Origin of the sequence: Paraburkholderia panacisoli (genome assembly GCF_008369935.1) — a bacterium.
Lineage (GTDB): Bacteria > Pseudomonadota > Gammaproteobacteria > Burkholderiales > Burkholderiaceae > Paraburkholderia > Paraburkholderia panacisoli.
On sequence record NZ_VTUZ01000014.1, the window covers coordinates 167,343 to 187,245 of the forward strand.

Sequence of the window (19,903 nt, forward strand, 5' to 3'; positions counted from 1 at the left end):
GGCAAGCACGGCACCGCACGAGCGCATCACCGATCCACCAGCCGGCTCAGATTGCCGCGCACGCGCTGCAGTAGCGCGATCAATTGCGCTGCCTCCTCATCGGTAAAACCGTTGAGCGCTTCGAGCGCGACTTCATCGCCCACCTTGCGCGCCTTGCCAAGCGTACGCTCGGCCTTCGGCGTCATACGCACCTGGTACTCGCGCCGGTCCTGCGGATTGGCGATCCGTTCGATCCAGCCGCCCTCCGCCATCCGATCCAGCAAACGGCCCGCCGAAATCGGCGCGACTTCGAGCAAATCCGCAAGCCGCGCCTGATTGATGTCGCCGTAATGCGCGAGATAGGCCAGCACGCGACACTGCGCGCGCGTCAGATCGACCGAGGATTTCGCGAGATCGTCGAAACGCTTGCCTGCCAGCCGGCCGACGTCGGAAACCAGAAAGCCGAAGCGCTCTTCGAGTTGGGTTTTCATGCGCGAATTATACGAAAACCGTTCGTCGTCCAGCGTCGTTGCGCACGCAATTCAACCTCAGCACAACTCCCGATGGCGCGCGTCCACCACATCGATATAATAAGCATGCTTACTATATCGACGACCCCGCTCCCATGTCCTCCGCTTCCTCGCCGGCGAGCGCAGCCGCGCCGCTCAACCGGCCGATGATCACCATCTCGATCATGCTCGCAACGCTGATCCAGACGCTCGACAGCACGATCGCCAACGTGGCGCTGCCGCATATGCAGGGCACGCTGTCGGCGTCGCAGGACGAGATCACGTGGGTGCTGACCTCGTACATCGTCGCCGCCGCGATCGCCACGCCGCTCACCGGCTGGCTGTCCGACCGGCTGAGCGTGAAGCGCCTCCTGATCGTCGCGATCGGCGGCTTCACGGTGGCGTCGGCGTTGTGCGGATTGTCGGAAACGCTCACGCAGATCGTCGCATCGCGTTTGCTGCAAGGGATTTTCGGCGCGTCGCTGGTGCCGCTGTCGCAGTCCATCCTGCTCGACATCAACCCGCGCGAAAAGCAGGGCCAGGCGATGGCGGTGTGGGGCATGGGCGTGATGGTCGGACCGATTCTCGGACCGACGCTGGGCGGCTGGCTCACCGACAGCTACAACTGGCGCTGGGTGTTCTTCATCAACGTGCCGATCGGCGCGTTCGCGCTGTTCGGCGTCGCCACCTTCCTGCCCTCGCGCGAGCCGAAACACGACGTCAAGTTCGACGCGTTCGGTTTCATCACGCTGGGTCTCGCGATCGGCGCATTGCAGGCGATGCTCGACCGCGGCGAGCAGCTCGACTGGTTCTCATCGACCGAGATCGTCATCGAGTCGCTGGTCGCGGCGATCAGCTTCGCGTTCTTCCTCGTGCACACGGTGACGGTCGGCGAGACCTCGTTCTTCAAATACAAGTTGCTGAAGGACCCGAACTTCGCGACCGGCACCTTCTTCATCTTCGTGATCGGCGCGGTGATGTACGCGACGCGCGCGTTGCTGCCGCCGATGCTGCAAAACCTGATGAACTATCCGGTCGCGACCACCGGGCTCGTTACGGCGCCGAGCGGCGCGGGCACGATGATCGCGATGCTGTTCGCAGGGCGGCTGTTGAAGCGGGTGGACGCGCGGCTGTTGCTGCTCGCCGGCTTCCTGATTTCAGCGTTCGCGTTGTGGCAGATGATGCACTACACGATCGTGCTGTCGCCGTCGGATATCGTGTGGCCGGGCGTGATCCAGGGCTTCGGGCTCGGTCTCGTGTTCGTGCCGCTGAGTGCGCTGACCTTCTCGACGCTCGCGCCGGAACTGCGCGCGGACGGCACCGCGACGTACAGCCTGATGCGCAATATCGGCAGCAGTATCGGCATTTCGATCGTGCAGACGCTGATGACGCGCAACACGCAGATCTCGCACGCGGACCTCGCGGCGAATGTCACGCCATTCAATCCGGCGATCCAGCCGATGCTGGGCAGCGGCTCGAACTACGACATCGCGGCACTGAACTCATCGATCACGCAGCAGGCGTCGATGATCGCCTATCTGAACGACTTCAAGCTGATGTTCGTGGCGACCCTCCTGGTGATCCCGCTGCTGCTGTTGATCCGCCCATCGAGCAAAGCGCCGGACGCGTCGGCCGCGCATGCGGCGATGGATTGATCGTTCATCCCTCGATCCGCCCGCGCGTCACCCCGAGCAACGACGCCATCGCCGCGCGCGCCGCAGCGGCATCCCGTCTGCGAATCGCGTCGAACACCGCCGTATGATCGGTGAGCGACGCGTTGAACACGTCCGCGCGTTTCGCATTCAGCCGCAGCTGCGCTTCGAGCGTGCGCTCGATCAGCGTGCCGAGCGGAATCAGCAATTCGTTGCTGCAAGCGGTCAGCACGCTCAAATGAAACTGCAGATCGGCCCGCACCCACTCATCGACATTGCGCGCCGCCGCCATCGCCGCGTGCGCGTTGGCCAGCGCGCGGAACGTGTCGTCCGTATATGAGGTTGCGGCGAGACTCGCGGCATACGGCTCGATCATCTCGCGCATCTCCTGCAGCTTGAGCGCAAACACCATCGGCTCGGCGACGCGCGAGTACCAGTCGAGCACATCGACATCGAGCAGATTCCACGCGGGCTTTGGCCGCACGCGCGTGCCCACGCGCGGCCGCGATTCGATCAGCCCTTTCGAGGTGAGCGTGCGCAGCGCCTCGCGCAACACCGTGCGGCTGACGCCGAACGTCGCCATCAACTCCGCCTCGCGCGGCAGGATCGAATCGGGCGCATAGTCGCCGCGCAGAATCGCGGTCGCCAGCAGATGGGCGACGCGCCCATGCAGATCGTGCTGAATAGCTCTCTCCCAGCGGCCTTGCGGCGTTGTTGAAATGCGAACCGGGTGCTGCATCGGCGTGGAACGGCGCTTCGGTCACGAATTCCGATCTCCACCGCTTCGACGCCGTCCGGCTCCGACCATCCTCAGGTCACTATTTAGCAAATAATACTATTAATAGTACTTAAATGAGCTTTTGTTGTAGCATGTGAATCCTCGAAATATTTCGCAGGCGCCCAAGCCGCAAGGAGACGCACACCATGAAAATCACCAAGCTCGAAACCTTCATCGTTCCGCCGCGCTGGTGCTTCCTGAAGATCGAGACTGACGAAGGTATCGTCGGCTGGGGTGAGCCGGTGGTCGAGGGCCGCGCGCACACCGTAGCGGCTGCGGTGGAAGAGCTGGCCGATTATCTGATCGGCAAGGACCCGCTGTTGATCGAAGACCACTGGCAGGTGATGTACCGCGCGGGCTTCTACCGCGGCGGCCCGATCACGATGAGCGCGATCGCCGGCGTCGACCAGGCGTTGTGGGACATCAAGGGCAAGCATCATGGCGTGCCGGTGCATGCGCTGCTCGGCGGCCAGGTGCGCGACAAGATCAAGGTGTACTCGTGGATCGGCGGCGATCGTCCGAGCGACGTCGCGAACAACGCACGCGCGGTGGTCGAACGCGGCTTCAAGGCCGTGAAGATGAACGGCTCGGAAGAACTGCAGATCATCGACACCTTCGACAAGGTGCAAGGCGTGATCAACAACGTCGCGGCGGTGCGCGAGGCGGTGGGGCCGAACATCGGCATCGGCGTGGACTTCCACGGCCGCGTACACAAGCCGATGGCGAAGGTGCTGGCCAAAGAGCTCGACCCGTACAAGCTGCTCTTCATCGAAGAGCCGGTGCTGTCGGAGAACGCCGAAGCGCTGCGCGACATCGTCAACCAGACCAACACGCCGATCGCGCTGGGCGAGCGTCTGTATTCGCGCTGGGACTTCAAGCACATTCTGTCGGGCGGCTACGTCGATATCATCCAGCCGGACGCGTCGCATGCGGGCGGCATCACCGAGTGCCGCAAGATCGCCTCGATGGCCGAAGCGTACGACGTCGCGCTTGCGCTGCATTGCCCGCTCGGCCCGATTGCTTTGGCAACCTGCCTGCAGATCGACGCGGTGAGCTACAACGCGTTCATCCAGGAACAGAGCCTCGGGATTCACTATAACCAGGGCAACGACCTGCTCGACTACATCAAGAATCCGGAAGTCTTCAAATACGAAGACGGCTTCGTGTCGATACCGCAAGGCCCCGGCCTCGGCATCGAGGTCAACGAAGAGAAGGTGCGCGAGATGGCGAAGGTCGGGCATCGCTGGCGCAACCCGGTGTGGCGCCACGAGGACGGCAGCGTCGCCGAATGGTAAGTGCGTGAATGCATGCCGCCTGCGGGCGGCATGTTTATTTGCGTTGCGACCGCTCGCCCGTCCACCCGGCTGTTACGGTGACGTCACGCGCGGGGCGTCGCAGTAACGAAACATCCCGGGCCAAACCGGCCGAAACACGCATTCCCCAGCCCTTTCCCCGCCTCGCCCATTCTCGCAGACAGCCTTATCCACCAAGGCTTTCAGGCCGTTGGTTCGGCATCAGACATACGCATGGCCCTCTCCTTGCTGAAATGCCTGCAAACAACACAGGCAGCGGGGAACATCATGGGCGAATTCCTGCCGGACTATCTGATCCGCGAGCAGGCCGCCGTCGGGGCGCTGGCGGCGTTCGGCGTGCTGCGCATCCTCGGCGCGGTGCTCGCGTTCGAACGGGGCTGGCGCATCGCGGTGGTCGAAAAATGCTTCATCGCCGCCGCGCTCGCCTATTGCCTGCCGCAGCTTTTCGACCTGCTGACGCATCTGTACAGTTCGCGCGCCGCCGGCGCCGAACTCGAAGGCAAGGCTGCGGGCTGCGCGATCGCGCTCTTCTGTGCGCCGATCGTCGGCCATCACCTCGGGCTGGAATAAGCGGGCATGCCGGGCGGCCTACTTCTCGCGCGGCTGGCAAAGCGACTCGCGAAGCCCGCGTATGGCCCGGGCGACGTGCTGAAGCTGCGCTCCGGCGGACGCCCGATGACCGCGATATGGAGCGGCCCGGTGCTATTCGCACCGGGCAACTGGCTGATCTGCCAATGGTTCAGCGACGCCGGCGATCTGCAGCAGGAGATGTTTGCGGAGGAGACCCTGCAACGGGCGGACCGCGCCGCGCCGTAATCGTCCACTAGAGAGCAGTAACGGATCTGCTGGCCACTGCCATGCGACCGTGTGTATTGCGCCGCACACTTTTTCTGTGCGGCGTTTTTTTATCTGGCGGGTGCCTGTTGCAAAGGTGAGCGATGTGCGTCGCGCACAGGCTGGCGAGGTAGGCGGTGAAGTACGGCCAGCACGGAAGCTTGCCGTACGAGCCTTCGCTCAGAACGCAAGCGTCCGATGCCCAGACGCTTGCGATTCGAACCCAGAGCCCTCGGCCTGCCGCAAGCCGCGCCCCTCACCCGACTCGATGCGCCACGCCGCCCGCTTCAACCCAGCGCCGCGAACCCCGGCACGCAATGCGACAGCACGGCCGCCGCGGCAAACGCACCGATCATCGCCAGTGCTTCCAGATACAGCACGTTGACGAACGTATGCGCATCCATCGTCGAGGCGGTGCGGCGCAGGCGCGGCAGCGCGAGGAACCGGTTGAGTCCGCCGAGCACCAGCGCCAGCGCGACGAGCACGAGCTTCAGCGTCAGCACATGGCCCCAGGTGCTCAACTGAATCGCTTCGAGCGAGCTGCCCGAGCCGCGCACCGCATTGAAGATGCCGGACAGCAGCACGAGCCCGACCGCCACCACCGACACACTCGACACCTGAGTCGCGGTGCGGATCAGCATCCCGCGCGCGGTCGAAGCGCCAAGCGCCGGCAGAACCGCAAGCCCCGCTGCCATCGCCAGCCCGCCCCAAACGGCGGTGACGAGCACGTGCAGCGTTTGCATGCCGATCGCTGCCGAGGCCACGCCGGCATCGGCCGCATGCCCGAGCGACGCCTTGCCCGCCGCGATCGCGATCACCGCGAGCCACAGCAGCGCATTGCGCAACATGCCCGGCTGACCGGTCAGCGCGGTGCCGAGCAACACCAGCGCGCCGCCGAACGCGACACTCCAGCCGTAGCCGACATGCGTTTGCGTCAGCACGGTCGGCACCACGCCGAACGCGGCGGGCAGCGCGACGCCGCTCATCGAGGCCGCCTGATACAGCAGCCAGCCGAGGTCCGCGAGCACCAGCACGACGCTGGCGGTCAGCATCGAACGATGCGCGCGCAGCCAGGCCGGGCGCGCCGGCGAGATCTGCTGCTGGGCGTCTTTCGCGAGCCACGCGCCGAGCAGCGCCGAACCGACGGCAAACGCAAACGCGACATTCATGAGCGCGGCCATCGCGACCTGCCCGATCCACAGTCCGTCGATGCTCATTTGACGTCGAACGCGAAGTCGCCTTGGGTACGGTGGCCGTCAGAGGCCACTGCGATCCAGTGCACCGCATAGCGGCCCGCGCTCAACTGCGGCAGCGCGAGGCGCATGACCTTGGGATCCTGCTGATCGACTTCCGCTGCAGCGGGCGCTGCGGCCTTGCCGCTCGCATCGGCAAGCGCGATCCTGCTGAAGGCCGGCTCGAGCGGCTCGGTGAAATGGATCGTGACGGCGGCGGGCGCCGCGACTTCGGCGTTGGCCGCCGGTTCGCTCGACGCCAGATGCGCATGCGCAAACGCCGTGGACGTCACAACCAGCGCCGCGGCGCCGAATATCAACGCACGCAGCGCCGGACGGGAAAATTGGATTAGCTTCATGTAAGGCCGATAGCGGATGAACAGGAAAACCATGGCTCGAACCGGGGCGCCCGGTTCGGGGCGCGCCCGGCTCCGGGAGCGGCCGGCAAGCCCGGAAGTGTACGCTTCGATGGTTCTCGCGGACATCGGTTCAACCTGCTTTGTCGATCGGCATGCCGCGAGTCGCGCTGACGGCGTGGAGCGCGTCGCTAATTTTGAGACGACGCAAAGAACCATGAAGGGCTATTCCGCGTCAAACTGTCGCATGGCCGTCACACCCCGGAACCTTCTCACCTGTGGCAAATAGTCACCATCACCCTTCGATGATAGAATGCTGCGTCGCCGCAGCGCCGGCTGCCCTTCACACCGAGCCGCTCGAAGTTCGGTCAGGTCCCCGATTTTGATGGAGTTACGCGTGTCTTCAAGACGCCTTTTCCGCCCGTTGCTCGCCCTTCTGCTGATCGGCTCCGCGGGTGTCTATAGCGCAGCGAAAGCGCAGACTCAACCGAAGGCCCCCGACACGATGGAAGCGCGCGTGCAAGGGTGCACGGCCTGCCACGGCACTCACGGGCAAGGCACCGACAACGACTACTTCCCACGCCTCGCGGGCAAGCCGGCCGACTACCTGTACAACCAGTTGCAGAACTTCCGCGAAGGGCGTCGCAAGTACCCGCCCATGAACTACCTCGTCACGTATCTTTCGGACGACTACCTTCACAAGATCGCCACCTACTTCTCGCAACAGCGTCCGCCGTATCCGACGCCGGCCAAGCCGACGGTGTCGTCGGCAACGCTCGCGCGCGGCCAGCAGCTGGTGCTCAACGGCGACACCTCGAAGCAGATTCCGGCTTGCGTGGCTTGCCACGGCAAGGCGTTGACGGGTATGGAACCGGCTATCCCCGGTCTCGTCGGTCTGCACTCCGATTACATCAGCGCGCAGCTCGGCGCCTGGCGCTCGGGTTCGCGTCACGCCATCGCGCCTGATTGCATGCATACCATCGCCACGCGCCTGACCGACGAAGACGTGAACGCCGTTGCGGCATGGCTTTCCACGCAGCAGGCCCCACAAAACCCCGTGCCGGCTCCGGCCCGCTCGATGAAGACTCCGCTTGCCTGCGGCAGCGAACCGCAATAAGGCACCGGGAGAGACACTCAAATGAAACGCAAGTCTTTGTTCGCCCTCTCGGCAGTCGTCGTGGTTGCGGCTGCCGCACTCGTTCCCGTCCTGTGGTCGGGCGGCGACAACCTGCATAACGGCTCGGCGATGGCAGCAACGCCCGCCGATCAGGCCGAACTGATCAAGAAGGGCGAGTACCTCGCCCGCGCCGGCGACTGTATCGCCTGCCACACGGTGCGCGGCGGCAAGCAGTTCGCCGGCGGCCTGCCGATGGCCACGCCGTTCGGTACGATGTTCACGCCGAACATCACGCCCGACGACCAGTACGGCATCGGCAAGTGGACCCAGGACGACTTCTATCGCGCGATGCACACCGGCCGCTCGAAAGACGGCAGCCTGCTGTATCCGGGCTTCCCGTTCACGAGCTACACGAAGGTCACGCGCGCCGACTCGGACGCGATCTACGCGTTCCTGCGCTCGGTCCCACCGGTCAACGTGCCGAGCCGTCCGCACGAGCTGAAATTCCCGTTCAACCAGCGCAACATGCTGATCGGCTGGCGCACGCTGTTCTTCCGTGAAGGCGAGTTCAAGCCGGACCCGACCAAGTCGGTCGAATGGAACCGTGGCGCGTATCTGATCGAAGGCCTCGGCCATTGCGGCATGTGCCACACGTCGATCAACGCGATGGGCGGTCCGGTCAACTCGGCGGCATTCGCCGGCGGCCTGATCCCGCTGCAGAACTGGTACGCGCCGTCGCTGACGTCGAACCGCGAAGCGGGCCTCGGCGACTGGGACCTCAAGGACATCGCCGATCTGCTGAAGACGGGCGTGTCGAACCGCGGCGCCGTGTTCGGTCCGATGGCCGAAGTGGTTCACAACAGCCTGCAGTACATGACGGACGAGGACATCAATGCGATGGCCACGTACCTGAAGACGATTCCGCAGAAGAGCGAGGCGCCTGAGCCGCTGCAGCTGGAAACGTCGGAGAAATTCGGCGGCGAACTGTTGAAGCAAGGTCAGAAGATCTACGCTGACAACTGCGCGAAGTGCCACGCGGAAAATGGTCTGGGCATGCCGCCGTCGTTCCCGCCGCTCGCGAACAACCAGTCGATCCAGATGCCGTCGGCGGTTAACCCGATCCGCATGGTGCTGAACGGCGGTTACCCGCCGAGCACGGACGCCAACCCGCATCCGTATGGCATGCCGCCGTTTGCGCAGGCGCTGTCGAATCAGGAAGTGGCGGCAGTCGTGACATACATCCGTATGTCCTGGGGCAACCACGGCACGGCCGTGTCGCCGCAGCAAGTGGCCGATCTGCGTTCGGCGCCGCTCGACTAAGCAGCGTTGGTTGCACCTGGGGCGCGGCCTGCGAGATTCGCGGCCGCGCCCTTCGTTTTTTCAGGACCGGTATCATGTGGGCATGTTTGTGCTTGTAGCCGCCCTTATGAAACCGCGCAGGAGGAAAGAGTCGTGCATGTCGGTGAGCGTTTGAACAGCATTACCCACCTCGTCGGCGCCGTGCTGTCGGTGGTGGGGCTGGCGGCGCTCGTCACGATGGGCGCGCTCGACGGCGACGCGTACAAGGTGGTCAGCTTCAGCGTGTACGGTGCGATGCTGTTCGTGCTGTATGCTATCTCGACGCTCTACCACAGCGTGCGCAACCCGCGCGTGAAAGCGGTTCTGCAGAAATGCGACCATTCGGCGATCTACCTGCTGATCGCCGGCAGCTACACTCCGTTCACGCTTGTCACGTTGCGCGGGCCGTGGGGCTGGTCGTTATTCGGCGTAAGCTGGGGGCTTGCCGTTCTCGGCATCGTGCAGGAACTGACGCTCGGGCGACGCACCCGCAGCGTTTCGATGGTGCTGTATGTATTGATGGGATGGCTCGCGCTCGTGGCCGTCCGCCCGCTGCTGCAAGCATTACCGGCAGCGGGTACCGCATGGCTCGTGGCCGGCGGGATCATCTACAGCGCCGGCATCTACTTCTTCATCAACGACGAGCGCATCCGGCACGGACATGGTATCTGGCACCTGTTCGTACTGGCGGGCAGTCTGTGTCAATTCGTCAGTGTTGCGCGCTATGTCGCGTGACATCCACGGCGACGAAATGCAACTTAAGGCCAGTCAACGTGTCTGCATAGCGCGTTGAAGCATTCGGCACGTGTTTGAGCGTGCCGCCGATTTCTCTGCGACCGGAACTGGGCTTTGGCCTCGAACGCGCCATGCGGGCGTGTTCATGCCGCGTTGATGCCCGCCTGGGCCCATATGCGCCGTTCGCGAAACTGCATTGCAAAGAGCATTTATGTCTTTTGATTCCCTCGGCTTGTCCGAACCGTTGGTCCGCGCTGTACACGAACTCGGCTACACCACCCCGACACCGATCCAGACGCAAGCAATCCCCGCCGTGCTCAACGGCGGCGATCTGCTGGCCGGCGCGCAGACCGGCACCGGCAAGACCGCCGGCTTCACGCTGCCCATCCTGCAGCGTCTCAATTCGATGCCCGCGGTCGCCGCGGGCTCGGGCAAGCGCGCGGTGCGCGCGCTGATCCTCACGCCCACGCGTGAGCTGGCCGCACAGGTCGAAGAAAGCGTGCGCGCCTATGGCAAGTATCTGAAGCTGAAGTCGACGGTGATGTTCGGCGGCGTCGGCATCAATCCGCAGATCGGCGCGTTGCGTAGCGGCGTGGACATCGTCGTCGCGACGCCGGGCCGTCTGCTCGACCACATGCAGCAGAAGACCATCGACCTGTCGCATCTCGAGATTCTCGTGCTCGACGAAGCCGACCGCATGCTCGACATGGGCTTCATCCACGACATCAAGCGCGTGCTCGCGAAGCTGCCGCCCAAGCGCCAGAACCTGCTGTTCTCGGCCACCTTCTCCGACGAGATCAAGGCCCTCGCCGACAACCTGCTCGACTCGCCGGCGCTGATCGAAGTGGCTCGCCGCAATACGACGGCGGAAACGGTCGCGCAAAAGATTCACCCGGTGGACCGTGACAAGAAGCGCGAACTGCTCACGCATCTGATCAAGCAGCACAACTGGTTTCAGGTGCTGGTGTTCACGCGCACCAAGCACGGGGCCAACCGACTTGCCGAGCAGTTGACCAAGGACGGCATCACCGCGCTCGCGATTCACGGCAACAAGAGTCAGTCGGCTCGCACGCGCGCGCTCGCGGAGTTCAAGGACGGCACGCTGCAGGTGCTGGTCGCGACCGACATCGCCGCACGCGGCATCGACATCGATCAGCTGCCGCACGTGGTCAACTTCGACCTGCCGAACGTGCCGGAAGACTACGTGCACCGCATCGGCCGCACGGGCCGCGCGGGCGCCACGGGCGAAGCGATATCGCTGGTGTGCGTCGACGAGCTGCAACTGCTGAAGGACATCGAGAAGCTGATCAAGCGTGCGGTGCCGCAGGAAGTGATCGCCGGTTTCGAGCCGGACCCCACCGCGAAGCCGGAGCCGATCCTGCGCCGCGGCCAGGGCGGTGGTGGCGGCGGACGTTCGCCGCGTCAAGGCCAAGGCGCGCCCAAGCGTGACGGCGCCGCTTCGGCGAAGCCGTCGCAACGCTCGGGCCAACGTCCGGCGAACGGTCAGCAGCAGCCGAAGCCGCAAGGCGCGAAGCCGGCCGGCAACGGCGGCCAGCCGCGCCGTGACGGCCAGCGTCACGACGACCGGCCGCGCGCTGTCGCGCATGAAGGCAGCGCCGCGCAGCACGCGCCGCGCAAGCCGCAGGGCACCAAGCCGCAAGGCGGCAACCCAGGTGCGTTGCTCGGCGGCGCGAAGCCGCGCAACGAAGCGCCGCGCGGCGGCTTGCCGACGCGCAGCGGCCAGCGCGGCCGTTGAGCTTCGACGCTGTTGGCCTGCCAGCCGTGGCCCCTCGTCAAGGGGCTAACGGCCGGCTGCGGCGGCGGCTTGCTTCAGGTGCTCGATCTGCCGTTCCCAGCGGTCGAGCACCGCACTTCCCTCTCCTTCCAGTTCGAACGTAATGCCGCTCGTCAGGCGCGCATAATGCACGCTCTGCGCGTCGGCTGTATCAATCGAGCCAATCAGATAGACGAGCCCGCTATCGTCGCCAGTCACACCGGCTAGCGGTGTGACGAGCAACTGCACCTGATAGAAGGCCGCGTCGCAGACAAAGCTGAGCGCGGCGCGGCCGCTTTGCGCAATCGCGCGCGCCGCCCTCGCCTGCGGCCACAACGCCAAACACAGCGTGCGCGAGTCGGGCGCATACAACTCGCCGACACCCAGTAGCGATGTGCGCACATGGCCGTTCGTATCGACGCTCAGCAGCGACGCGGTGAACCCCATCTTGCTCGCCAGCGATGAACCGTCGAACAACGCGCGCACGGCATCGGGCCATTCATCGAACACGCTTTGTTCGAGCGGAGACGCGGGTGTGGATCCGGGTGCGGAGGAATCGCTCATGCTGTCGATCCGGTTGAAGGTGGGCAAGGCTCAATCATGCCTCGAAAAAAGAATGGCCCGCATTGGCGGGCCATTTATCGTTGTGTCATCGGGTCGCCTGGTCGTCGCGTGGTCGCGCGTTGTGTCCTCTATCCGCTAATCAGCGAAAGAACACATGCTGCGTGATCTTCGCGAGCGGATAGTGCACGCCCGGCTGAATTTTCGCCGGAATATCGAGCGGCTTGAGCAGCATCTTCACGCACATGTCGGCGGAAAGATTGCGCCGCACCAGCGCACTGATCCGCGCGACGCGGTCGCGGTTATACGCCGAATCATGCACACGCTCCGGATAGCGGATTGCGAACACGTGGCGCAGCGCGATCTCCGAGTCCTCGTTCTTGATCTCCAGCACGCGGCGCATCAACGCGCCGAGCACTGCGAGACGGCCGTTACCTTCAATCCTGTTGTACTTCTTGAAGAACTTGAAAAAGTGCTTGTAGTGACGGACTTCGTCGGTGCGGATGTTGTCGGTGATCTGCTTGAGCACCGCCTCATCCGAACATTCGCCGATCGCGCGATACAACGTCGCCGTGCCCGTTTCCACCACACAGCGCGCGACCATTTCGAGCGCGCGGGTCTTTTCGAAATCTTCGAACGAGCAGGTCAGCGAATATTCGTCCATGAAATTGCGGAACGCAGTATCCCAGTCGAATTCGGGCCACACGTAGGCCACATACGTCTTGAGCGCGCGGCCATGCTGCATTTCCTCCGGCTCCCACTCGTTGTTGAGCCAGGCTGAAACTTCGGGATCGTCGTTGAAGAACGTGCTTAGATTACTCGTGTAAAGATCGGTGCCGCTTTCAATGAACGAAGCCGCGCACAGGAGCAGCAATAGATCTTCGTTAGCGACGGCCTTTTGCCGATCAATGCGGGTGAGGTCGATGTCCTCGATCCGCCAGGGCATGACATGGTTCAGCTCGGTGTGCATCGTGTCTTGCTCCGAATGCTGTATCGACTCGTGAAGCATGCTTGAAACCGCCGCACTCGCTGTGCGGTTCGCCGTGCCGGATACAGCGCTTGAATTAGAGTTGACCCCTTCTATTTGCATCTTAGCCGGTGTTTGTCAACTCTGCCGATAACCACAGCACAGACCATGCCGAGCCGCTGCAGTTCCAATTCGAAAGTAGTCGAAATGTTCGGCCGTAAAAAAAGCCAGCTCGAAGAGCTGGCTTTGAGTTGGGCACGAGGCCCCGCGAGTCGCGTGTGGCGAGCCCGGCGCGGCGTCCATGAGCGCCGCGCCGGCATGCGCTCAGGCGAGCTGAATGCTGCGCACGGAACCCGCCCGGCGCATGCGCCACGCGACGATGATCAGCGACACGCCCGACAGCAAAGCGGCAAGCAACACGTAGTAACTTGGCGCAAGCTTGTCGCCGGTCAGATGAATGAACGTCTCGACGATGGTCGGCGCAAACCCGCCGAAAATCGTCACGCCGATGCTGTAGCCGATCGAAAGACCCGTCGAGCGCACGTGCGTCGGAAAGATCTCCGACATCAGCGCAGGCATCGGTCCGGAGTAAGCGGCCTTGAAGATACCGGCCGTGCCTTGCAGCACCAGCAGCCAGCCGATCGTCGGATGCGACTGTAGCCATGCAAACATCGGATAGATCAGCAAGCCCATCAGGATCGACGTAGTCAGCATGATGCGAATCCGGCCGATGCGGTCGGACAATGCACCCATCACCGGCGAGAGGAGGAACTGCAGACCGCCGTTGAGGACCACCACGCCGAACGATGCGGCCGCGGGCATGTGCAACTGCTTGACCGCGTACATCGGCATATAGAGTTGCAGCACATACACGCCGACCGTCGACTGCGCGACGATGCCGATCGCAAGCAGCAGGTTGACCCACTGCCTGGAAAACGACGCGCTCTGCTCTTCGCTTGCGGCCTTGCTCGCGCCGGCCGCCTCGCGCGCTTTGCGCAAGGCGAGGAACTCCGGCGTCTCGTCGAGATGCGAACGGATGTAGAAGCCCACCGGCCCGACCAGCAAACCGAACACGAACGGCAAGCGCCAGCCCCAGCTATTCAGATGCTCGGGCGGCATCCACGCAGTCAGCAGGGAGCCGAAGGCCGCGGCCGTGATCGCCGCCAGCCCCTGGCTCGCGAACTGCCAGCTCGCGTAGTAACCGCGGCGCGAGGCGCTGTGCTCGACCATGAAGGCCGTCGCGCTGCCGAACTCGCCGCCCACCGCAAAGCCTTGCACGAGTCGCGCGAGCAGAACCAGCAACGGCGCCGCCATGCCGATCGACGCATACGGCGGCATCACCGCCATCGTGAAGGTGCCGACCATCATCAGCGCGATGGCGAGCGTGAGCGCCGCCTTGCGGCCTTTGCGGTCGCCGTAGATGCCCAGCACGATGGCGCCCAGCGGACGCATCAAGAACGAGATGCCGAAAGTGGCGATGGCGAGCAGCGTCGAGAGCCACTCGTCCTGCATCGGGAAAAACTGTTTGGCGATGATGGTCGCGAAGTAGCCGTAGACCAGAAAGTCGAACCACTCGAGCGCATTGCCGACCGATGACGAAAACACGATTCGCCGCACCATCGCTTTGGAAAGCGGTGCGGGCGATGAATCCGGCGAAACTGTCGCGGATGGCGACGGGGGGGTGTGCATGATGTCTCCTGCGTTAGCGGCTGTCTTATGTGTGGTGTGTGTGGTGAGCGTGATGGAACTGATGCCGCGGGCGCGTCGTGTGCCCGGTTTCGCGCGATGCCGGCGCTCGCGCGCAGTCCGCCTGGCTTGCACGTCAGAGGTACGTCAATGCGCACTGCCGACGGAATGCTGCGACGCACGGCGCGATGCGCGGCACCGTGCCCGCTGCGTCGAGAAACCCATAAACTCAACGCGGCGCCGCCCGCACGCCGCGACCCGCGGCGTCCCCGGGCACGCGCGCAGACAGCGCCGCGCCGCGCGTTCGCGGTTCAGAACCCCGCGGCCAGCCCGTCGCGGCGGCTGTCGCTAGCCGCCACGTAGCCACGCTCCGGATCGTTGCGATCGAGCTTCCAGATGTACTGGCCGGAGCCGAAGTCCATGTACGGATCGTCGACCGACTTGATCGTGTGGCCGAGCTTCTGCAACGCCTCGGCGGTCTTCGGATCGAGCGTCGATTCGATGTCGATCGTGAAGTCGCGATTGACCTTCCAGCGCGGCGCGTCGCACGCGGCTTGCGGCTGCTGGCCGTAGTCGAGCATTCGCACGATGGATTGCAGGTGACCTTGCGGCTGCATGTCACCGCCCATCACGCCGAAGCTCATCACCGCTTCCTGCTGGCCGTTCACCTGCTGCGTGAGGAACGACGGGATGATCGTATGGAACGGCCGCTTGCCGCCTTCCACCACGTTCGGCGACTTCGGGTCCATCGAGAAGCCGCAGCCGCGGTTCTGCATCGCGATGCCGCTGTCCGGCACCACGATGCCCGAGCCGAAGCCCATGTAGTTCGACTGGATGAAGCTCACCATCATGCCGCGCTCGTCGGCCACCGACATATAGATGGTGCCGCCCGCCTTCGGCATGCCGAAGTCGAACTGCGTGGCGCGCTTGTGGTCGATCAGCTTCGCGCGCGACGTGAGGTACGCGTCGTCGAGCATCTGCTCGGGCGTGACTTCCATCGAGCGCGGATCGGCGACGTAGCGGTAGACATCGGCGAACGCCAGCTTCATCGCTTCGATCTGCAAATGCTGCGATTCGACGTTGTCGACCGCCAGTTCCTTCACATCGAATTTTTCGAGGATGCCCAGCGCGATCAGCGCCGCGATGCCTTGGCCGTTCGGCGGAATCTCATGCACGGTGTAGCCGCGATAATCCTTGCCGATTGGCTCGACCCAGTCGGCGCGGTAGTTGCGCAGATCGTCGAGCGTGAGCGCGGCACCGCCTTCGCGGGCGAATGCCGCGATCTGCCCGGCGATCTCGCCTTCGTAGTACGCGCGCGGGCCTTGCTCCGCGAGCTTGCGCAGCGTCTTCGCGTGGCCGGGGAAGCGCACCAGTTCGCTCACCTCGGGCGCGCGGCCGCGCGGCATGAAGGTTTGCGCGAAGCCCGGCAGGTCTTTCAACTCCGGCACGGCCGCGGCCCACTTGTAGGCGACGATGCTCGCCACCGCGTGACCGCGCTCGGCGATCTCGATTGCCGGCTCCATCAGGTCGGCGAACGGCAGCGTGCCGAACTTTTGATGCAGCGCTTCCCAGCCCGCTATCACGCCGGGCACCGTCACCGCATCCCAGCCACGCTTGGGCTGCTTCGCGAGGCCGTTTTCCTCGCCGTACTTGCGCTTGAAGTAGTCGACGTTCCACGCGGCCGGCGACACGCCCGACGCGTTCAGACCATGCAGCTTCTTGCCGTCCCACACCAGCGCGAACGCGTCGCCGCCAAGGCCGCACGACACCGGCTCGACCACGGTGATGGCAGCGGCCGCCGCGATCGCCGCATCGACGGCATTGCCGCCTTTCCACAGCATGCGCAAGCCCGCTTGCGCGGCGAGCGGATGCGAGGTCGAAACGATGTTGCGCGCGAATACAGGCAGACGCGGCGTCGGATAGGGGTTTTGCCAGTTGAAGCCAGTCATGTCGAACACTCTCGAAGGCGCGGTCCGGCTCGGGGAATACGCCGGAAACCAGGGGAAAACACGTAAACGCGGCAATCCGCGAAACTCCGGATTGCAGCGCGAACCGGCCCAAAAAACAAATTCATTTATCAAATGAATAAATGAGCTCGTTGCCTGAATGGAGGTTTGGGCGAGCGTCACCCGGTTTATGCGTGTTGCACGCGTTGGCGGACAAGGGGTTCGATGGTCTTACAATACCCGCAACCGTTCATGCCTGACCCGCCTTCCCGCCTTGCGCAGGGGGTCGGCGGCGGGCCGAGCCGACATTCATCCCACGACCCGACACCCAATGACCCGAGACCCCCGCCTGACTCTCAACGCCCGGCAACAGGAATTGCTGGAGTGGGTGCAACGCGACGGCTTCGTGACCGTGGACGACCTCGCGTCTCACTTCGACGTGACGCCGCAGACGATCCGCCGCGATGTCAACTGGCTCGCCGACATGAACCTGCTGCGCCGCTACCACGGCGGCGCCAGTCTGCCGACCAGTTCCGAGAACGTCTCGTACACCGCGCGACAGCGAATGTTCCATGACGAGAAGCGACGCATTGCGGCACTAGTGGCCACTCACATTCCGGATCAGGCGTCGCTGTTCATCAACCTCGGCACCACCACCGAGGAAGTCGCCCGCGCGCTCAACCGGCATCGCGGGCTGCGCGTGATCACCAACAATCTGAACGTCGCCAGCATGATGAGCGGCTATCCGGATTGCGAGGTGCTGGTGACGGGCGGCATCGTACGGCCGTGGGACAAAGGGATCGTCGGCGAACTGGCGATCGACTTCATCCGCCAGTTCAAGGTGGACTTCGCGATCATCGGCACGTCGAGCATAGAAACGGACGGCACGCTGCGCGATTTCGACACCCGCGAAGTGCGCGTGGCCGAGGCGATCATCGAGCACGCGCGCACGGTGTTCCTCGCCGCCGACAGCTCGAAATTCGGCCGCCCTGCGCTCGTTCGCCAGGGCCATCTCGACCAGATCGATGCGCTCTTCACCGACGCCGCCCCGCCCGCCGAGATGGTCGAAACGCTCGCCGCCGCCAACTGCCAGGTGTACGTCGCCGGGTAGGTCGCGCGCCTTGAAATCATGTTGCAGCGCACGCAAAACTTCGAGTGAAATCAAGGATCTGGCCGCGAATCCGGACCGCCTCCGAGGCACCAAATTGTCAAACGGAATATTAACCGGGGCATGTTTGGTGTTTGACACACGGTTGACTACACTCCAGTTCCCGGCGTCCGTTCCGCATTCTGCGTAGCGCCGGTTGAGTGAATCTGTCGTGTGAGCCGTACTTCCCGCCTGATCTTCCCGCGGACTTCACTGGCACCCGCCAGTTGCCGGCAAGGCCGTCCGCGTTTGCTTGACATGGAGAGAAAGATGCTGAGTCCGCATGAATTCGCCACGCTGTTGCTCGTCAAGGACGCCCCCAATCAAGTCGACATGGGCCGAGAAGAACTCGACGCACTGCTGGAACGCCAGCTGGTGCAACTCGAAAGGCTCGCGTCGGGCAATGAACAATGGCGCGTGACGGAAACCGGCGACAACGCGTTGCGGGCCATCAAGCGTCTTTCCTAGTGTCATAGGGCCTGTCGCTGCCGTCTGCAGCATGCGACCGGCCTGGCAGTGACGGCAGGGTGCGTTGAGTTCCCGCGCATCCTCGGCCTCTTCGAACCGCAATGATTTTCTTCGCACGACAAGGCCGCCGCCCCGGCGGCCGATTTGTTGTGCACGGGTCATTTACACAGTAAATTGACGCGACGGACTTTCAACCCTTCGCGCATGCCCAAAACCCTCTCCGCCGACGACATCCAGCAATTTCGCGAGGCCATGCGCCGCGTGGCCGAGAACGCCTTCGCCACGCGCGGCGCCCAAGGGGTGACGATGCGCGAGCTGGCTAAGGAACTCGGTTGCAGCGCAATGACGCCGTACCGCTACTTCCGCGACAAGGACGAGATTCTCGCCATGGTCCGCGCCGCGGCGTTCAACCGCTTCACGGCCCGCCTCGAAGCCGCCGCGAAAAACGCTCCCGCGACCGATCATTCGCCGGTGAGCGAGGCCTACGTCGCGTTCGCACTCGACGAACCGCACGCCTATCGTTTGATGTTCGATCAAACGCCGCAGCAAGGCGCTTATCCGGAACTCGTCGCCGCGTCGCAACGTGCGTGGCGCCTGCTCGGCGCGCACTTCGAAGGACTCGTCGCGGCTGGCGTGCTGGAAGGTGACCCGCAGTTGATCGGCTACGCGTATTGGGTGAGTCTGCACGGCTTCACGATGTTGGCGCTCGCCAACCAGTTGCCGCTGCCCGAGGCGCAACAAGCCGCCGCGAACGCGGATAAAGCAAACGAAGCCGGCACCGCCCCAACCGCCCATCCCGCGCCGACGCGCGAAGCGGTGTTTGCGCAGATCCGCCGCATGCTGTGGCGCGGCGCGCAGCCGCAACGCGGCTGACCCCGCCCACCGACCGCACGACTCAGTGCGCGCGAAGCACAGCAGTCAACGCACGCCGCTCGTCAAAACAAAACTCGAACGCCCCGCTCAACCGCTGCGCAAGGTCGGATCGACCGCCGCGCGCCAGCTCAATGCCTTCGCCCGCTGTTCGGTGAAAAACTCGACCCACCGATTGCGCACCTGCGGGTCGGTGCTCACGCCCTCGCTCGCATGACGCTGGGCGATCGACGCCTGGAACGCGCAGAACTCGTCCTTCGACACCCTGCCGCGCCGGGTCGCCACGTAAGCATCGAACATCGCCGCGTAGACACCTTGCGCGTCCTGCCCGTAGTCAACGGTCTGGGCCGTGCACATCTGCTGCAGCGCCTCGAACGACGGCGCGCCCCTCGTTCCAGTCAGGCTCGGCGAGCTGACGCATCCCGCAAGCAGCGCAGTGGCGCCGATCATCAAAAGTCCACGCATTGATCCACCTCGATATGGCCGTGCCGAAAGTATCGTCCGTGGCCGCGCGTTGCGCCACTCCCCTAGCCGATCGGACAAGAGCCGTTCAGATAAAGCGAACTTTACTTTTTCGAATATGTTCATTAGAGTTCGAAAACGAACATGATCTGTTCGGCGGATTTTCCAAACGACTTTTC

21 protein-coding genes are annotated in these 19,903 nt (G+C 64.0%); 12 read left to right on the top strand and 9 right to left on the bottom strand.

The features are described from left to right. Window positions 1–26: 26 nt before the first annotated feature. Window positions 27–470, bottom strand: a complete 444-nt coding sequence (locus FVF58_RS22065; protein ID WP_149671962.1) for a MarR family winged helix-turn-helix transcriptional regulator — start codon at window positions 468–470, stop codon at window positions 27–29. A 134-nt stretch (window positions 471–604) separates the two neighbouring features. Here FVF58_RS22065 and FVF58_RS22070 point away from each other — a divergent pair, with 134 nt between their 5' ends. Further along, the gene (locus FVF58_RS22070; protein WP_149671963.1) at window positions 605–2,143 is read left to right on the top strand and encodes a DHA2 family efflux MFS transporter permease subunit; all 1,539 of its coding nucleotides are present in this window, start codon (window positions 605–607) and stop codon (window positions 2,141–2,143) included. A 4-nt stretch (window positions 2,144–2,147) separates the two neighbouring features. On the opposite strand, the gene FVF58_RS22075 is transcribed toward FVF58_RS22070, so the two are convergent. After that, window positions 2,148–2,879 carry a FadR/GntR family transcriptional regulator gene (locus FVF58_RS22075; protein ID WP_149671964.1) on the bottom strand — a complete coding sequence of 244 codons (732 nt, stop codon included), beginning with the start codon at window positions 2,877–2,879 and terminating at the stop codon, window positions 2,148–2,150. Window positions 2,880–3,064: 185 nt separating this feature from the next. Between FVF58_RS22075 and dgoD the strand changes: the two genes are divergently transcribed. The 3 genes from dgoD (at window position 3,065) to FVF58_RS22090 (ending at window position 5,047) form a co-directional block, all read left to right on the top strand. Continuing rightward, entirely contained in the window at window positions 3,065–4,213 is a 1,149-nt protein-coding gene (dgoD, locus tag FVF58_RS22080) for a galactonate dehydratase (RefSeq protein WP_149671965.1), read from the top strand. A gap of 285 nt (window positions 4,214–4,498) precedes the next feature. Next, window positions 4,499–4,801 (top strand): hypothetical protein, encoded by a 303-nt coding sequence (locus tag FVF58_RS22085; RefSeq protein ID WP_149671966.1) that lies wholly within the window; start codon window positions 4,499–4,501, stop codon window positions 4,799–4,801. Between the two features lie 6 nt (window positions 4,802–4,807). Continuing rightward, on the top strand, window positions 4,808–5,047 hold the full coding sequence (locus FVF58_RS22090) for a YodC family protein (RefSeq protein ID WP_149671967.1): 240 nt from the start codon (window positions 4,808–4,810) through the stop codon (window positions 5,045–5,047). A gap of 305 nt (window positions 5,048–5,352) precedes the next feature. Here FVF58_RS22090 and FVF58_RS22095 read toward each other — a convergent pair whose 3' ends face one another. Together FVF58_RS22095 and copC are read right to left on the bottom strand one after the other, a co-directional pair. Beyond that, on the bottom strand, window positions 5,353–6,282 hold the full coding sequence (locus FVF58_RS22095) for a CopD family protein (protein WP_149671968.1): 930 nt from the start codon (window positions 6,280–6,282) through the stop codon (window positions 5,353–5,355). After that, a complete protein-coding gene (gene copC / locus FVF58_RS22100; protein ID WP_149671969.1) occupies window positions 6,279–6,656 on the bottom strand; it encodes a copper homeostasis periplasmic binding protein CopC in 378 nt (125 codons plus the stop codon). Before copC ends, FVF58_RS22095 begins: the two co-directional genes overlap by 4 nt. Window positions 6,657–7,038: 382 nt before the next feature. Here copC and FVF58_RS22105 point away from each other — a divergent pair, with 382 nt between their 5' ends. The 4 genes from FVF58_RS22105 to FVF58_RS22120 all read left to right on the top strand — a co-directional run bounded on the left by FVF58_RS22105 (window position 7,039) and on the right by FVF58_RS22120 (window position 11,599). Next, on the top strand, window positions 7,039–7,770 hold the full coding sequence (locus tag FVF58_RS22105; RefSeq protein ID WP_149671970.1) for a c-type cytochrome: 732 nt from the start codon (window positions 7,039–7,041) through the stop codon (window positions 7,768–7,770). Window positions 7,771–7,791: 21 nt separating this feature from the next. After that, window positions 7,792–9,090, top strand: coding sequence for a c-type cytochrome (locus FVF58_RS22110; protein WP_149671971.1), 1,299 nt, complete (start codon window positions 7,792–7,794; stop codon window positions 9,088–9,090). A 132-nt stretch (window positions 9,091–9,222) separates the two neighbouring features. Continuing rightward, a complete protein-coding gene (gene trhA, locus FVF58_RS22115; protein WP_149671972.1) occupies window positions 9,223–9,843 on the top strand; it encodes a PAQR family membrane homeostasis protein TrhA in 621 nt (206 codons plus the stop codon). A 211-nt stretch (window positions 9,844–10,054) separates the two neighbouring features. Continuing rightward, the gene (locus FVF58_RS22120) at window positions 10,055–11,599 is read left to right on the top strand and encodes a DEAD/DEAH box helicase (protein ID WP_149671973.1); all 1,545 of its coding nucleotides are present in this window, start codon (window positions 10,055–10,057) and stop codon (window positions 11,597–11,599) included. A gap of 45 nt (window positions 11,600–11,644) precedes the next feature. Here the strand turns inward: FVF58_RS22120 and FVF58_RS22125 are convergent, their stop codons facing one another. The 4 genes from FVF58_RS22125 to FVF58_RS22140 form a co-directional block, all read right to left on the bottom strand. After that, the gene (locus tag FVF58_RS22125; protein WP_149671974.1) at window positions 11,645–12,181 is read right to left on the bottom strand and encodes a hypothetical protein; all 537 of its coding nucleotides are present in this window, start codon (window positions 12,179–12,181) and stop codon (window positions 11,645–11,647) included. A 139-nt stretch (window positions 12,182–12,320) separates the two neighbouring features. Next, on the bottom strand, window positions 12,321–13,148 hold the full coding sequence (locus FVF58_RS22130; protein ID WP_149671975.1) for a ferritin-like domain-containing protein: 828 nt from the start codon (window positions 13,146–13,148) through the stop codon (window positions 12,321–12,323). A gap of 321 nt (window positions 13,149–13,469) precedes the next feature. Next, window positions 13,470–14,834: an MFS transporter gene (locus tag FVF58_RS22135; protein WP_149671976.1), complete on the bottom strand. Its 1,365-nt coding sequence runs from the start codon at window positions 14,832–14,834 to the stop codon at window positions 13,470–13,472. Between the two features lie 308 nt (window positions 14,835–15,142). Continuing rightward, window positions 15,143–16,780, bottom strand: coding sequence for a gamma-glutamyltransferase family protein (locus FVF58_RS22140; RefSeq protein WP_149671977.1), 1,638 nt, complete (start codon window positions 16,778–16,780; stop codon window positions 15,143–15,145). Here FVF58_RS22140 and FVF58_RS51560 point away from each other — a divergent pair. From FVF58_RS51560 to FVF58_RS22155, 4 genes are all read left to right on the top strand, one after another. Continuing rightward, window positions 16,779–16,916, top strand: a complete 138-nt coding sequence (locus FVF58_RS51560) for a hypothetical protein (RefSeq protein ID WP_188130892.1) — start codon at window positions 16,779–16,781, stop codon at window positions 16,914–16,916. The two genes, FVF58_RS22140 and FVF58_RS51560, sit on opposite strands and share 2 nt — an antisense overlap. Window positions 16,917–17,108: 192 nt before the next feature. Beyond that, window positions 17,109–17,888 (top strand): DeoR/GlpR family DNA-binding transcription regulator, encoded by a 780-nt coding sequence (locus FVF58_RS22145; RefSeq protein ID WP_149671978.1) that lies wholly within the window; start codon window positions 17,109–17,111, stop codon window positions 17,886–17,888. A 306-nt stretch (window positions 17,889–18,194) separates the two neighbouring features. Then, window positions 18,195–18,392 carry a hypothetical protein gene (locus tag FVF58_RS22150; RefSeq protein ID WP_188130893.1) on the top strand — a complete coding sequence of 66 codons (198 nt, stop codon included), beginning with the start codon at window positions 18,195–18,197 and terminating at the stop codon, window positions 18,390–18,392. Window positions 18,393–18,596: 204 nt separating this feature from the next. Continuing rightward, complete coding sequence (locus FVF58_RS22155) at window positions 18,597–19,265, top strand: TetR/AcrR family transcriptional regulator (RefSeq protein WP_149671979.1); 669 nt, start codon at window positions 18,597–18,599, stop codon at window positions 19,263–19,265. Window positions 19,266–19,352: 87 nt separating this feature from the next. Here the strand turns inward: FVF58_RS22155 and FVF58_RS22160 are convergent, their stop codons facing one another. Then, the gene (locus tag FVF58_RS22160) at window positions 19,353–19,727 is read right to left on the bottom strand and encodes a hypothetical protein (RefSeq protein ID WP_188130894.1); all 375 of its coding nucleotides are present in this window, start codon (window positions 19,725–19,727) and stop codon (window positions 19,353–19,355) included. Window positions 19,728–19,903: the final 176 nt, after the last annotated feature.

Excerpts from the sequence above, each read along its gene's own strand:
- FVF58_RS22160 (WP_188130894.1), bottom strand. The coding sequence starts at position 19,727 with ATGCGTGGACTTTTGATGATCGGCGCCACTGCGCTGCTTGCGGGATGC.
- dgoD (WP_149671965.1), top strand. The coding sequence starts at position 3,065 with ATGAAAATCACCAAGCTCGAAACCTTCATCGTTCCGCCGCGCTGGTGC.
- FVF58_RS22125 (WP_149671974.1), bottom strand. The coding sequence starts at position 12,181 with ATGAGCGATTCCTCCGCACCCGGATCCACACCCGCGTCTCCGCTCGAA.
- FVF58_RS22085 (WP_149671966.1), top strand. The coding sequence starts at position 4,499 with ATGGGCGAATTCCTGCCGGACTATCTGATCCGCGAGCAGGCCGCCGTC.
- FVF58_RS22105 (WP_149671970.1), top strand. The coding sequence starts at position 7,039 with ATGGAGTTACGCGTGTCTTCAAGACGCCTTTTCCGCCCGTTGCTCGCC.
- FVF58_RS51560 (WP_188130892.1), top strand. The coding sequence starts at position 16,779 with ATGTCGAACACTCTCGAAGGCGCGGTCCGGCTCGGGGAATACGCCGGA.
- FVF58_RS22110 (WP_149671971.1), top strand. The coding sequence starts at position 7,792 with ATGAAACGCAAGTCTTTGTTCGCCCTCTCGGCAGTCGTCGTGGTTGCG.
- FVF58_RS22075 (WP_149671964.1), bottom strand. The coding sequence starts at position 2,879 with ATGCAGCACCCGGTTCGCATTTCAACAACGCCGCAAGGCCGCTGGGAG.
- FVF58_RS22135 (WP_149671976.1), bottom strand. The coding sequence starts at position 14,834 with ATGCACACCCCCCCGTCGCCATCCGCGACAGTTTCGCCGGATTCATCG.
- FVF58_RS22155 (WP_149671979.1), top strand. The coding sequence starts at position 18,597 with ATGCCCAAAACCCTCTCCGCCGACGACATCCAGCAATTTCGCGAGGCC.
- FVF58_RS22150 (WP_188130893.1), top strand. The coding sequence starts at position 18,195 with ATGCTGAGTCCGCATGAATTCGCCACGCTGTTGCTCGTCAAGGACGCC.
- copC (WP_149671969.1), bottom strand. The coding sequence starts at position 6,656 with ATGAAGCTAATCCAATTTTCCCGTCCGGCGCTGCGTGCGTTGATATTC.
- FVF58_RS22065 (WP_149671962.1), bottom strand. The coding sequence starts at position 470 with ATGAAAACCCAACTCGAAGAGCGCTTCGGCTTTCTGGTTTCCGACGTC.
- FVF58_RS22120 (WP_149671973.1), top strand. The coding sequence starts at position 10,055 with ATGTCTTTTGATTCCCTCGGCTTGTCCGAACCGTTGGTCCGCGCTGTA.
- FVF58_RS22140 (WP_149671977.1), bottom strand. The coding sequence starts at position 16,780 with ATGACTGGCTTCAACTGGCAAAACCCCTATCCGACGCCGCGTCTGCCT.
- FVF58_RS22145 (WP_149671978.1), top strand. The coding sequence starts at position 17,109 with ATGACCCGAGACCCCCGCCTGACTCTCAACGCCCGGCAACAGGAATTG.
- FVF58_RS22090 (WP_149671967.1), top strand. The coding sequence starts at position 4,808 with ATGCCGGGCGGCCTACTTCTCGCGCGGCTGGCAAAGCGACTCGCGAAG.
- FVF58_RS22070 (WP_149671963.1), top strand. The coding sequence starts at position 605 with ATGTCCTCCGCTTCCTCGCCGGCGAGCGCAGCCGCGCCGCTCAACCGG.
- FVF58_RS22130 (WP_149671975.1), bottom strand. The coding sequence starts at position 13,148 with ATGCACACCGAGCTGAACCATGTCATGCCCTGGCGGATCGAGGACATC.
- FVF58_RS22095 (WP_149671968.1), bottom strand. The coding sequence starts at position 6,282 with ATGAGCATCGACGGACTGTGGATCGGGCAGGTCGCGATGGCCGCGCTC.